General features: G+C 66.7%; 11 protein-coding genes. 7 read left to right on the top strand and 4 right to left on the bottom strand.

Annotated features, from left to right (window positions below; genetic code table 11):
* Positions 1 to 2 precede the first annotated feature (2 nt).
* From FJU11_RS04330 to FJU11_RS04315, 4 genes are read left to right on the top strand one after another with little or no spacing between them, the layout of a single operon-like run.
* Complete coding sequence (locus FJU11_RS04330; protein WP_235890805.1) at positions 3 to 1,142, top strand: amidohydrolase/deacetylase family metallohydrolase; 1,140 nt, start codon at positions 3 to 5, stop codon at positions 1,140 to 1,142.
* On the top strand, positions 1,139 to 2,197 hold the full coding sequence (locus FJU11_RS04325; protein ID WP_141165799.1) for an ABC transporter ATP-binding protein: 1,059 nt from the start codon (positions 1,139 to 1,141) through the stop codon (positions 2,195 to 2,197). Before FJU11_RS04330 ends, FJU11_RS04325 begins: the two co-directional genes overlap by 4 nt.
* Complete coding sequence (locus tag FJU11_RS04320; RefSeq protein WP_141165798.1) at positions 2,194 to 3,162, top strand: ABC transporter ATP-binding protein; 969 nt, start codon at positions 2,194 to 2,196, stop codon at positions 3,160 to 3,162. Before FJU11_RS04325 ends, FJU11_RS04320 begins: the two co-directional genes overlap by 4 nt.
* Positions 3,163 to 3,660: a RidA family protein gene (locus FJU11_RS04315; protein WP_141165797.1), complete on the top strand. Its 498-nt coding sequence runs from the start codon at positions 3,163 to 3,165 to the stop codon at positions 3,658 to 3,660.
* A gap of 34 nt (positions 3,661 to 3,694) precedes the next feature.
* Here FJU11_RS04315 and FJU11_RS04310 read toward each other — a convergent pair whose 3' ends face one another.
* Positions 3,695 to 4,477, bottom strand: a complete 783-nt coding sequence (locus FJU11_RS04310) for an IclR family transcriptional regulator (RefSeq protein WP_141165796.1) — start codon at positions 4,475 to 4,477, stop codon at positions 3,695 to 3,697.
* A gap of 89 nt (positions 4,478 to 4,566) precedes the next feature.
* On the opposite strand from FJU11_RS04310, the gene FJU11_RS04305 reads away from it, so the two are divergent.
* Positions 4,567 to 5,760 (top strand): aminotransferase class V-fold PLP-dependent enzyme, encoded by a 1,194-nt coding sequence (locus FJU11_RS04305; RefSeq protein WP_141165795.1) that lies wholly within the window; start codon positions 4,567 to 4,569, stop codon positions 5,758 to 5,760.
* Between the two features lie 32 nt (positions 5,761 to 5,792).
* Here the strand turns inward: FJU11_RS04305 and FJU11_RS04300 are convergent, their stop codons facing one another.
* Positions 5,793 to 6,794 carry a KpsF/GutQ family sugar-phosphate isomerase gene (locus FJU11_RS04300; RefSeq protein WP_141165794.1) on the bottom strand — a complete coding sequence of 334 codons (1,002 nt, stop codon included), beginning with the start codon at positions 6,792 to 6,794 and terminating at the stop codon, positions 5,793 to 5,795.
* A gap of 3 nt (positions 6,795 to 6,797) precedes the next feature.
* Complete coding sequence (locus FJU11_RS04295; protein WP_141165793.1) at positions 6,798 to 7,943, bottom strand: DegT/DnrJ/EryC1/StrS family aminotransferase; 1,146 nt, start codon at positions 7,941 to 7,943, stop codon at positions 6,798 to 6,800.
* A gap of 248 nt (positions 7,944 to 8,191) precedes the next feature.
* On the opposite strand from FJU11_RS04295, the gene ppdK reads away from it, so the two are divergent.
* Together ppdK and FJU11_RS04285 are read left to right on the top strand one after the other, a co-directional pair.
* Positions 8,192 to 10,885 carry a pyruvate, phosphate dikinase gene (gene ppdK / locus FJU11_RS04290; RefSeq protein ID WP_141165792.1) on the top strand — a complete coding sequence of 898 codons (2,694 nt, stop codon included), beginning with the start codon at positions 8,192 to 8,194 and terminating at the stop codon, positions 10,883 to 10,885.
* Positions 10,886 to 11,045: 160 nt separating this feature from the next.
* The gene (locus tag FJU11_RS04285; protein WP_141165791.1) at positions 11,046 to 11,336 is read left to right on the top strand and encodes a hypothetical protein; all 291 of its coding nucleotides are present in this window, start codon (positions 11,046 to 11,048) and stop codon (positions 11,334 to 11,336) included.
* Between the two features lie 25 nt (positions 11,337 to 11,361).
* On the opposite strand, the gene FJU11_RS04280 is transcribed toward FJU11_RS04285, so the two are convergent.
* Positions 11,362 to 13,290 (bottom strand): potassium transporter Kup, encoded by a 1,929-nt coding sequence (locus FJU11_RS04280; RefSeq protein WP_141165790.1) that lies wholly within the window; start codon positions 13,288 to 13,290, stop codon positions 11,362 to 11,364.
* Positions 13,291 to 13,306: the final 16 nt, after the last annotated feature.

Here is a 13,306-nt window from a genome sequence, read left to right as displayed (position 1 = left end):
CCGTGTCCGGGCTGGTTCTCACGAACGTCTCTCCGATCGGTTTCGATGGCGGCACCGAAACCGGCGAAATCTGCATCGACGGTGCGGGTCGTATCGCTGCCGAAGCACCGGAAGCCGCGCGTGTGATCGACTGCGGGGGCGCCTATGTGTCGCCCGGTTGGGCGGACCTTCACGTCCATGTCTGGCACGGTGGCACCGACATTTCGATCCGTGCCGACGAGGCGGGGGTGAGCGGCGGCGTCACCGCCATGGCCGATGCCGGCTCGGCCGGCGAAGCGAGCTTTCACGGCCTGCGCGAATACGTGATCGAGAAGCAGCGCGAGACGGTGCGCGCCTTCCTCAACATCGGCTCGATCGGCCTCGTCGCCTGCAACCGGGTGTCCGAACTCATCGACATGCGCTCGATCGACGTCGACCGGACGCTCGCGGTGATCGAGGCCAATCGCGACGTGATCTGCGGCATCAAGGTACGCGCGAGCGGCGTCATCGTCGGCGCCTGGGGCATCACGCCCGTGAAGATCGCCAAGCGCGTCGCGGAGATCGCCGAACTGCCGCTGATGGTGCATATCGGCGAGCCGCCGCCGATGATCGACGAGGTGCTCGACATCCTGACGCCGGGCGATGTCGTCACCCATTGTTTCAACGGCAAGAAGTCGGGCTCGATCGCCGATACGCCGCAGCTCATGGAAATGGCGAAACAGCTTGCGGCCAGCGGCGTGCGCATGGACATCGGCCATGGCGCGGCCTCCTACAGCTTCGCGGTCGCCGAGCGCGCGATCGCCGACGGGCTCAAGCCGTTCTCGATTTCGACCGACCTGCATCGGCGTAACGTTCACGGTCCGGTCTACGATCTCGCGACCACGGTCTCCAAGGTGCATGCGGCGGGTCTCGGCTTCGAGGACTGTGTCGAAGCGATCTGCGGCGCGCCGCGCGGCTTTCTCGGCCTTCCGGCGCGAAACGGTCTGGAAATCGGCGAGAAGGCCGATCTTACCGTCTTCGACCTCGTCGATGCGGACGAGGTCGTAACCGACAGCCTCGGCCATACGCTTCGTGTGAAGCGCTTCTTCGAACCGCGCTTCGCCGTCATCGGCGACGAGGCTTTCGAGGCGGCGCGTGCGGGACGAAAGGCGGGTGCCGTATGAGCCGGAGCGACGAAGCGACGACGGACAGGATTTCGGCGAACGGGCAGGGGCTCGCGCCGGACGAAGTGCTCGCCGTCGAGCGGCTGAGCACGCATTTCGTCTACAAGAACCGCACGGCGAAGGTCATTCGCGATGTGAGCTTCCGGCTGAAGAAGGGACGCACGCTCGCCATCGTCGGCGAATCGGGCTCGGGCAAGTCGGTCACCTCGCTGTCGATCATGGGTCTGCTTTCCGAACCGGGACGCGTCGTCGACGGCCGCATTCTCTACCGGCTTTCCTCCGGAGAGGCGGTCGACCTGACGGGCGCATCGAAGCGGACGATGCGTCGCATTCGCGGTCGCGAGATCTCGATGATCTTCCAGGAGCCGATGAGTTCGCTGAACCCGTTGCAGACCGTTGGCGATCAGATTGCCGAGATGATCTGGCTGCATATGGCGACGAACCGGGCGAACGCTCGCAAGCGGGCCGTGGACCTGCTTCGCCTCGTCGAGATTCCCGGTGCCGAACGGCGCATCGACGACTATCCGCATCACATGTCGGGCGGCATGCGTCAGCGGGTGATGATCGCCATGGCGCTCGCCTGCGATCCAAGCCTCCTGATCGCCGACGAGCCGACGACCGCGCTCGACGTCACCATCCAGGCGCAGATCCTCGACCTGATGCGAAGGCTGCAGGGCGAACTCGACATGTCGATCCTCTTCATCACGCACGACATGGGCGTCGTCGCGGAGATCGCCGACGACGTGGCTGTCATGTATGCCGGCGTCGCGGTGGAGCAGGCGCCGGTTCGCCGCCTCTTCGATGCACCGAACCACCCCTATACGCGCGGGCTTCTCGCCTCGATCCCCGAAGCCAATCGCGAGCGGGACGACAAGGGGCAGCGCGTGCGCCTGACCGCCATTCCCGGCACGGTCCCCTCGCTTTACGACCTGCCGCCCGGCTGTCCGTTCGAAACCCGTTGCGCCTGGCGCGAGGAAGCCTGTCTCGAGCCCGTCTCGCTCGAACCGTGCGGACCGGACCACCTTTCGCGCTGCTGGAAGATGAGGCAGGCATGAACGCCCGATCCGAAGGACCGCTCGTCAGTATCGAAGGGCTCGGCAAGACGTTCCCGACGTCGGCCGGCGACGTGCAGGCGCTTTCCGACGTCACCTTCAATATCGAGCGCGGGTCGCTGATCGGCCTCGTCGGCGAGTCCGGCTCCGGCAAGACGACGCTCGGTCGCTGCCTTCTGCGCCTCGTCGAACCGACCGCCGGGCGCGTCGTCTTCGACGGCACCGACATCACGGCCCTCGACCAGCGCGGACTGAAGGCCATGCGCAAGCGCATGCAGATCATCTTCCAGGACCCGTTTTCGAGCCTCAATCCGCGTATGCGCATTCGCCAGATCGTCGGCGAAGCGCTCGTCGCACACGGCATCGGCCGGAACCGGCGGGAGCGCGACGACATCGTTGCGGGGCTCCTCGAGGAGGTCGGGCTTTCGGCCGATCATATGGGACGTTTCCCACATGAATTCTCCGGCGGGCAGCGCCAGCGCATCGGGATCGCTCGTGCACTGGCGGTGGAGCCGGAATTCATCATTGCCGACGAATCGGTCTCCGCGCTCGACGTCTCGGTCCAGGCGCAGATCCTCAACCTGCTGCAGGATCTCAGGGACCGGCGCGGCCTGACGATCCTCTTCATCGCGCACGATCTCAGCGTCGTTGAATATCTGTGCGACGAAATGGTCGTTCTCTATCTCGGCCGCGTTGCCGAAACCGGGCCGAGCGACGACGTCTACCGATTGCCCGGCCACCCCTATACACGAGCGCTCCTTTCGGCGATTCCGACGATCGATCCCGAAGGCCGGCAGGCGCGCCAGATCCTCGCCGGCGACATACCGAGCCCGCTTTCCCCGCCTTCGGGCTGCGTCTTCCGCACCCGCTGCCCGCATGCGATCGATGCCTGCGCTGAGAAGGTCCCGGAACCGCATTCCATATCGTCGCGGCATCACGCCGCCTGTCTACGACTCGGAGAAATCTGAATGCACTCCCCGACCAGCGCCACCGCTTCCGTCGCAACGCCGGAAGAGGCGCTCGAACGGCTCGGCCTGAGCCTGCCTTCCGCGCCGTCCCCGATCGGCAACTTCGTCAATGCCGTCAGGGTGGGCGATCTGCTCTTCGTTTCCGGGCAGGGACCGGTGCGCACCGACGGCACGCTCCTGACCGGCAAGGTCGGCGGCACCGTTTCGGTGGAGGACGCCTACGAGCATGCGCGCCTCGTCGGGCTCAACCTCCTTGCCGTCATACGCCAGGAAGTCGGTGACCTCTCGCGGATCAAGCGGGTGGTGAAGATCTTCGGCATGGTCAACGCCGCGCCTGATTTTACCGATCATCCGAAGGTCGTGAACGGGTGTTCCGATCTCTTCGGCGAGGTGCTCTCGCACGCCGGCATCCATGCGCGATCGGCCGTCGGCATGGGCTCGCTGCCGAACGACATCACGGTCGAGATCGAGGCGATCGTCGAGATCGCCACCAAGTAGGAAGGCGCCGGTCATGCGGCGAACGGAGCGTATTTCAGGCGGCCGAACGACCGAGGGCTTGCTCGACCGCGCTTGCGGCTTCCTGCACGGCCCGGCCGTAACGATCGAGGTTGGCGCGCGCCTTCGGCTCGGCAAGCACGATCGAGATCGTCAGCACGCATGCCCCGCTCGCATCGCGGATCGGCGCGGCGATGCAGGCAACGGCGAAATCCGATGCGCCGAGCTGAACGGCGAGCCGCGCGCGAAAGTCCCGGGCGGCATGCTCGCAAAGCCGTTCGGGATCGGTTTCAGCAAGCCCGGTATGGGACGGTTGGGCGATCTTGCGGAAAATGGCGAGGCGTTCGTCTTCCGGCAGATGGCCGAGGAGCAGGCGGCCCGAGGCCGTCCAGTTCAGGGGCACGCGCGCACCGACGTCGGAAGAGATACGGAAATGCCCGTCGCCGTCGGCCATGGCGGCGACGACCATGTCGCCCTCGTCGCGGTAGCAGACCTGGATGGTCTCGCCGAGCCGGCGCGCGAGCCGGTTCATCTCGTGCTTGGCCTCCGTCAGCAGGTCCATACCGCTTTCGTAGGCAAGGCCGTAGCGCATGAGACGCGGACCGAGCCAGACCCGCTTGTCGTCGGGCTTGGAAAGCATGCCGCGCGCTGCGAGATCGTCCACCAGCGCGTAGATCGTCGAGACCGGCGCACCGATCGTCTTGGCAATATCGTAGGCGCTGCTCGGCGTACCGCGCGCGCTCAGCATGTCCAGGATCTGGAGCGTGCGATCGACCCCGCTCGTACGGCTTCGCGTCGTCGCGGATGCGTTTCTCACCATGGTCCCTCGCGCGTTCATCGTCATTATTCTCTTACAATGGAAGCCCGTACACGGCAACCGACCGGAACCTGAAGGAGGCTCGGCCCACCATGGCGCACTGGCAGGATTTCTATACCGAAAGCGGTCTTCCGCCCGTCATCAACGCGTCCGGCACGATGACCGGCCTCGGCGCGTCGATCGCGCGCCCGGAAGTGGCCGAGGCGATGGCGTCGATTCTGCCGCGCTTCGTCAACATGCACGCTCTTCAGGCCAAGGCGAGCGAAGCGATCACCCGGTTGACGGGAGGCGAGGCGGGTTTCGTGACCTGCTCGGCGAGTGCGGGCGTCACGCAGATGGTCGCCGCGACCATGACGGGCTGCGAGCCGAGCCTCGTCGAACGACTGCCTTCGAGCGAGGGGATGGCCAACGAAGTCGTCATGCAGCTCGGCCACATGTGCCACTACGGCGCGCCCGTCGAACAGGCCGTCCGGCTTGCGGGTGCCAGGGTCGTGCCCGTCGGCACCTCGACGCTCGCACAGGAATACAGCCTTGCTGGCTCCATCACCGAAAAAACCGCGGCCGCGCTTTACGTCGTGTCGCATCACGTCGTCGAATACGGCCAGATCCCACTCGACCGGTTCGTCGCGATCTGCCATGCGCGCAACGTGCCGGTGATCGTCGACGCGGCCTCGGAATACGATCTCGGGGGCTTCCTCGAGACCGGTGCCGACATCGTCGTCTATTCCGCCCACAAGTTTCTTTCCGGCCCGACGGCCGGCATCGTCGCGGGCCGCAAGGACCTCGTCCGGGCCGGCTACATGCAGAATATGGGGATCGCCCGCGGCATGAAGGTCGGCAAGGAAAGCATCTACGGCACCATTGCCGCGCTCGAAGCGTGGGAACGGCGCGACCATGCGGCGGTGCGTGCCCGTGAGCAGGCAGCGCTCGAGCAGTGGAAGGAGGCAGCCTCCGGGCTCGCCGGCGTTCTGGCCGAGATCGTGCCCGATCCGACGAACAACCCGCTCGACCGCCTGCGCATCCACATGAACCCGAGGGAAGCCGGCGCGTCGGTCAAGGCCTTGGCGCACGCAATGGCCGCCGGCGATCCGCCCGTCATCGTGCGGGCGCACGAGAGCGAGCTCGGCTGGATCCAGCTCGATCCCTGCAACCTGATCGACGGTCAGGCGGAAATCGTCGCGCAGCGTCTCAGGGAAACACTCGAACGTGCGGCCCGTTCAGGTCTCGAAGAGCCGAAATACGACGGGGATGCGGGTGTGCGGGCCTATATGAACTGGCCCGACTGAGCGAACGGCTACGGATTTGAAAGGCTTCGGGCTTAGGTCAGGCCGAGGCGCAGGAAATCGTGGACGTGGACGATGCCGACGGGGCGCCGTGTGCCGTCGGTTTCGTCGATGACGAAGAGGGCCGTCACCTTTTCGCGGTTGAGGAATTTCAGTGCGTCCTCGGCGGGCATCGACGGATCGATGGTCTTGGCGGGCCGCGTCATCACCGTGCCGGCCGTCGCGCTCGACAGCGCGTCGATGTGGCGTCGAAGGTCGCCGTCGGTAATGGCACCGAGGAGTGCGCCGCCGGCATCGACGACGCCGGCGATGCCGAAGCTCTTTGCCGTCATCGTCACGATCACGTCGGCCATTGCCGTGCCTTCGCGAACGAGCGGCAGGCGCTCGCCGGTGTGCATGAGTTCGCCGACCGCGGTCAGCTTCAGGCCGATATTGCCGCCGGGGTGAAGGCGCTTGAAGTCCTCGCGCGTGAAGCCGCGCTCTTCCATCACCGCCATGGCGAGCGCGTCGCCGAGTGCCAGCATCATCGTCGTGGAGGTCGTGGGCGCGATGCCGACGGGGCAGGCTTCCGCCGCGGCCGGCAGCGCGAGCGCGATATCGGCGCCGCGCATCAGCTTCGACTGCGCGGCCGAAGAGATGGCGACGATCGGCACGCCGAGCGCACGCAGGTGTCGCACGATCGGCATGAACTCGGCCGTCTCGCCGGAGTTCGAGATCAGGATCACGAGGTCGTGCGGCGAGATCATGCCCATGTCGCCGTGCAAGGCTTCGGCGGCATGGACGAAGGAGGCCGGCGTTCCCGTCGAGGCGAGCGTGGCGGCGAGCTTGGCGGCGACATGGCCGGACTTGCCGAGGCCGGAGACGATCACCCGCCCGTCGAGTTCGAGAAGTGCAGCCACCGCGGCGACGAAATTCCCGTCGAGGCTGTCGCGCAGGCGTTCAAGGCCTTCGCCTTCCAGGCGAAGCACGGTGCGGCCGCGCTCAAGGATGGCGGCTTCATCGCTGCTTTCGGCGTGGCTGACGGATGGAGGCGCCATCGTCTAGGCCTTCGCCGCCTCGATAAGCTTTTCGACGATATAGGCCTGCGTCTCCTCGTCGAGATAGGGGTGCATGGGCAGGCTGAAGACGCTCTGGCAGAGGCGCTCGGAAACGGGCACGCCGTTGCCGACGACCGGATAGTCGCGATAGGCCGTCTGCCGGTTGAGCGGGGTCGGGTAGTAGATCGCCACCGGCACGCCGCTTTCGCGCAGATGGTTGACGATCGTCTCCCGGCGGCCTTCCGGCGCACGAACCGTGTACTGCGCCCAGACCGGATGCAGGCCTTCGGGCACGCCTGGCGTCGCGACGACGCCGGAAAGCGCTTCGCTGTAGCGTGCGGCGACGGCATTGCGCGCGGCGATCTCCTCGTCGAAGATCGACAGCTTGGCGAGCAGGATGCCGGCCTGGATGGAATCCATGCGGCCGGTCATGCCGACGCGGACGTTGTCGTACTGGTTCTCGCCCTTGCCGTGGAAGAGCAGCGAGCGAACGGTGTCGGCGAGGTCGTCGTCGTCGGTGAAGACGGCGCCGGCGTCGCCGTAGCAGCCGAGCGGCTTGGCCGGGAAGAAGCTCGTCGCCGCCGCGTCGCCGAGCGTGCCGGCGTGGCGCTCGTGGTGGCGCGAACCGAAGCTCTGCGCCGCGTCGGAGAGCACCCACAGGCCCTCGCGTTCGGCGATCGGTTCGATCGCGGCGTAGTCGGCCGGCAAGCCGAAGAGGTCGACCGGGATGATTCCGGCCGGCTCGAGGCCCGTGCGGCGTGCCTCTTCCACGGCGCGCTCGAGCGAGGCCGGGTCCATGTTGAACGTGTCTTCGAGAACGTCGACGAAGAAGACCGTCGCGCCGAGCCAGGCGACGACCTCGGCCGTCGCGACGAAGGTGAAGGCCGGGCAGAAGATTGCCTGGCCGGGCCGCACCGTCTTGGCCATCAACACGAGGGCGAGCGAATCCGTTCCGCTGGAGGTGGCCACGGCGTGCTTCGCACCGGTGTGCGCGGCAAGGGCCGCTTCCAGCTCGCCGACTTCCGGACCCATGACGTACTGGCCGTGTTCGAGCGTGCGGGCGAGCGCGGCATCGATCCTGTCGCGCAGGATTTCCTGCTGGCGTACGAGATCGACGAAGCGGATGGGGGCAGGCGGTTCGCTCGACATACGGTCCTTTCACGCGGCTACTTCATGGGCGCGATCGAATGGGCGCGCCGACCATCGTTTCCCCTGTTAACGCCATCGCCGAACGCGGTCCAGCGATGCGGCTCCACCGCGGGGTGCGTGATATGGTGCCATGACGCCGTTTCATGCACGACGAACGGGGCCGTTCGGTGGCGATTTCGGCCATTTATCCCGACGCGCTTTTTCGCTATTGCGAAAAGGGAAGGGCGGGAGGAGACAGGAAGACCGGCGTGACGAAGCTGATCTACGCATTCGGCAGGGGTCGGGCGGAGGGGGACGCCCGCCAGACCGCGCTGCTTGGCGGCAAGGGAGCGGCGCTCGCCGAGATGAGCCGCATCGGCCTGCCCGTGCCGCCGGGGCTGACGCTGACGAGTGACGTGTGCCGCCAGTTCTACGAAGGCGGGCACGTTCTGCCGGCGGGCCTGATGGGCCAGGTCAAGGCGGGCCTGGCAACGCTCGGTGCCCAGACCGGCCAGCGCTTCGCCGGCACGACCGCGCCGCTGCTTCTTTCCGTGCGCTCCGGCGCCGCGCGCTCGATGCCGGGCATGCTCGACACGGTGCTGAATATCGGCCTCAACGACGAGACCGTCGTAGCCCTCGGCGCAAACAGCGGAGACCCGCGCTTCGCCTTCGACAGCTACCGAAGGCTGCTGCAGCGCTACGGCGACACCGTGATGGGGGTCGACCAGGGCGTCTTCGAGGAGATCGTCCGCGAAGCCTGCCACGACGCGGGTGTCGAGAGCGAAGCGGGGCTTGCCGCCTCCGCGCTGAAGAGCCTGGTCGCACGGTTCAAAGCGGCGATCGAGGCCGAAGCCGGCATGCCCTTTCCACAGGATGCACATACACAGCTTTCCGGCGCGATCTCCGCGGTGCTTTCAAGCTGGATGTCGTCGCGGGCGATCGCCTATCGCCGGCTGAACGATATTCCCGAGATGCCGGGCACGGCCGTGACGCTGCAGGCGATGGTCTTCGGCAATCGCGGCCGGCATTCGGCGACCGGCGTCGCGTTCACGCGCGACCCTTCGACGGGCGAACGCCGCCTTTACGGCGAATACCTGCCGGGTGCGCAGGGCGAGGATGTGGTCGCGGGAACGCACACTCCGCTCGCGCTCACCGACGCCGCGCCTTCTTCCGCCGAACGGCCGGCGGGACGCTCGCTGGCGCGCGCCATGCCGGAGACCTTCAAGGCGTTTGCGGCGGCCTGCGACCGGCTCGAGCGGCATTACCGCGACGTGCAGGAGGTCGAATTCACGATCGAGGAGGGGCGCCTCTGGATCCTGCAGACGCGCCGCGCCAAGCGTACGGCGCAGGCGGGGCTTCGCATCGCCGTCGAGATGGTGGACGAGGGACTGATCAACGAGCGAGAAGCCGTATCGAGGGTCGATCCCGCATCGCTGGAGCATCTGCTTCACCCGATGGTCGATCCCAACGGGGCCGTCGACGTCGTCGCCGCCGGCCTGCCCGCTTCGCCGGGGGCGGCTGCCGGCGAGATCGTCTTTACCAGCGAAGAGGCGATGGCGAGGGCCGCGAAAGGCATCGCGACCGTTCTCGTGCGTCCGGAGACGAGCCCCGACGACATTCGCGGCATGAACGCCGCCGAGGCGATCCTGACGACGCGCGGCGGCATGACGAGCCATGCCGCGGTGATCGCGCGCGGCATGGGCAAGCCCTGCGTGACGGGGGCCGCGAGCCTTCGCCTCGACGTCGAGGCCGGTCGGCTCACGGGTGGCGGTTTCGATCTGAAGGCCGGGGACATCGTCACGCTCGACGGTTCCGGCGGGCGCGTGCTGGCGGGCACGGTGGAGATGATCAAGCCGGAACCGTCCGGCGCCTTCGCCCGGCTTCTCGGCTGGGCCGACACCATCCGGCGCCTGCGCGTGCGCGGAAACGCGGAGACGCCGGCCGATGCGCGCGCCGCCCATCGCTTCGGCGCCGAGGGGATAGGGCTCTGCCGCACGGAGCATATGGTGTTCGAAGGAGAGCGCGCGCGGCTGATGCGCGAAGTCATCCTCGCTCCCGACGAGGCGGGGCGGCGGGCTTCGCTCGCCGAGCTTCTGCCGCTGCAGCGCGCCGATTTCGTCGAGCTGTTCGAGATCATGCAGGGCCAGCCCGTAACGATCCGCCTGCTCGATCCGCCGCTGCACGAGTTCCTGCCGGGATCGGAGGAGGAGATCACAGAGGTCGCCCGCGGCATGCGCGTGCCGGCCGAGCGGCTTCGCCGGCGCATCGCCGAGCTCGGCGAATCGAACCCGATGCTCGGCCACCGCGGTTGCCGGCTGGCGATCTCCTATCCCGAGATCGCCGAGATGCAGGCGCAGGCGATCCTCGAGGCGGCGACGGAGGCCGCCGCGCGCACCGGCGCTCCGGTCGTCCCGGAGATCATGGTGCCGTTGGTGAGCCTTCGCCGCGAGCTCGATTTCGTCAAGGCGCGTGTCGATGCGGTCGCAGAGGCCGTCGCGGTCCAGACCGGCATTCGCGTGGAGTATCTCGTCGGCACGATGATCGAGTTGCCGCGTGCTGCGCTCAGGGCCGACGCGATCGCCGAGACGGCGGAATTCTTCTCTTTCGGCACGAACGACCTGACGCAGACGACGCTCGGCATTTCACGCGACGATTCCGCCGCCTTCCTGCCGGACTACCTGCGTGAAGGCATCATCGAGCGTGATCCGTTCGTGACCATCGACGTCGACGGCGTCGGCGACCTGATGCGCATGGCGAGCGAACGCGGGCGCGCCGTGCGACCGGAACTGCGTCTCGGCATCTCGGGCGAGCACGGCGGCGACCCTGCCTCGATCCGCTTCTGCGAAGAGATCGGGCTCGATTACGTCTCCTGCTCGCCCTACCGGGTGCCGATCGCACGTCTCGCGGCGGCGCAATCGGCGATCGCCGCCGAGGCCGCGCGCCTTTCGCACAAGGACGTATGAGCGTTTCCGCATCGTGTCGGAAACGCTCATACGTGACCGTTCGGATAAAAAAATCTTCGAATTGACGCCATTCTGTCGTCGGCGTGTCGTCTTCACCTGCCAAATCGGTACCGTTGATGAAAAACGCTGCTGGCGGCTGGGGTCGTCCGGGGAAAGTGGCATGACGGAGCAGATTGCGATGGAAACCATCCACGTCGTCTACGGTGCTTCGAGGACGGGTGCGGCGGCCCGCGCGCACTCTCTCGCAGTGGAGCGCCGCACGGCCCTCGTCCATGAGATCGACACGGACGAGGACATACGCCTGATCCTGCAAAGTCGGTACCGCCAGTGCATCGCCGTGCTCGATGCCGGTGACGAGGACCATGCCCGCTCGACGATGAGCCGGTTTGCGGCGAACGCCGAGATCGAGATGTGTCCGCTGACCTTCGAGGCCGTACCGATACTCGGCTGACCGATCTTCGGCTGGCTCTCTGGCGCTACACAGAAACGTGCGAGCCGAGTTCGATCACCCGGTTCGCCGGCAGGTCGAAATAGTCCGTCGGGTCCGCCGAGGCGTTCGCGAGCGCGATGAAGAGGCGGTTCTGCCAGTTCGGTAGGGCCGACCGCGTATCCGCGATGACCTTGCGGCGGCCGAGATAGAACGACGTCGCCATGATGTCGAACTTCAGCCCGTGACGGCGGCAAAGGATGAGTGCGCGCGAGATGTTCGGGCTCTCCATGAAGCCGAAGGTCAGGTCGAGCCGGACGAACCGCTTCGAAATGGGCTCGATCCGTACGCGGCGTTCCGGCGAAGTGACGGGCACGGGTGCGGTGTGAACCGTCAGGATGACGTTCTGCTCGTGCAGTACGTGATTGTGCTTGAGGTTGTGGAGCAGCGCCGTCGGCACGGTTTCGGGATCGCTCGTGAAGAAGATCGCGGTTCCCGGAACGAGCGTCGGTCCGTGTTCGGACTGCTTCTCGATGCTTGCGGCGAAGGTGCTCGTGCGCACGTCGGTCTGTCCGGTCTTGTGCGCGAGCAGCGCTGCGCCGCGTGTCCAGGTCCACATCGTCACGAACAGAACCGACGCGACGATCACCGGCAGATAGCCGCCCTCGAAGAACTTCGTCATGTTGGCCGCGAGGAAGACGATCTCGACGACGGCGAAGGGGAGGACGGCCACGAAGGCCGGCAGCATCGACCACGACCGCACATGGCGAAGATAGGCGTAGGCGAGGATCGTGGTGACGATCATCGTGCCGGTCACCGCGATGCCGTAGGCCGTGGCGAGCGCGTCGGAACTGCGGAATACGACGACGAGGACGAGCACGCCGAGAAGGAGCAGCATGTTGACGCGGGGCATGTAGATCTGCCCGGTCTGCTCCTGCGATGTGTGGCGCACTTCCATGCGCGGGACGAAGCCGAGCTGGATCGCCTGGCGCGTCAGCGAGAAGGCGCCCGTGATGACGGCCTGGCTGGCGATGATCGTCGCCATCGTCGCCAGGACGACGGCGGGCAGGAGCATCCAGCCGGGAAACATGCGGAAGAATGGATCGGCGATGGTGTCCGGCTGCGAAAGCACGAGCGCCGCCTGTCCCAGATAGTTCAGCGCCAGGGCGGGAAAGACGAGGACGAACCATGCCGTCTGGATGGGTGCGCGGCCGAAATGGCCGAGATCGGCATAGAGCGCCTCGGCACCGGTGACAGCCAGGAAGACTGCGCCGAGCACGACGAAGGCAAGCAGGCGTTCGCCGAACAGGAAGGATACCGCGTGAACGGGATTGAACGCCCACAGCACGTCGGGAACCGCGACGATGTGGGCGATGCCCGAGCCGGCGAGCACCAGGAACCATATGGCCGTCATCGGCCCGAACCAGGCGGCGACGGCGGAGGTCCCGTGCATCTGGATGGCGAACAGGGTGATCAGGATGGCGATGGCGATGATCTCTACATAGCCCGTGAAAGCCGGCGTCACGAGTTTCAGACCCTCGACGGACGAAAGCACGGAGATCGCCGGCGTGATGATCGCGTCGCCGAAGAAGAGCGCGCAGCCGGCGAGGCCGAGCAGGAGGATGGGGGTCGTGCGCGTGCCCATCTTCTTTTGTACCAGCGCCAGAAGCGCCAGCATGCCGCCTTCGCCGCGGTTGTCGGCGCGAAGCAGGAACGCGACGTACTTTATCGAGACGATGACCGTCAGTGCCCAGATGAGCAGCGACGCGAGGCCGAGGACCTCCGAACGCGCAAGGCCGTCCGCCGTCATCGGCCGCAGCGCCTCGCGAAACGCGTAGAGCGGGCTCGTGCCGATGTCGCCGTAGACCACGCCGATCGACCCGAGCGTCAGTGCGAAGAAGGAGCCGTGTTCCGATTTACGGGACGTTTCGAGCGGCTCGGATGCGACGGCCGCGTCTGCGGGTTCCGTCTCAAGCATCGTTTCGTCCATGGCT

It is taken from the genome of Pararhizobium mangrovi (genome assembly GCF_006516965.1).
GTDB classification, from domain to species: Bacteria; Pseudomonadota; Alphaproteobacteria; order Rhizobiales; family Rhizobiaceae; genus Pararhizobium_B; species Pararhizobium_B mangrovi.
The sequence above is the reverse complement of the archived record's forward strand: the minus strand, read 5'-3'. Positions and strand labels throughout refer to the sequence as shown.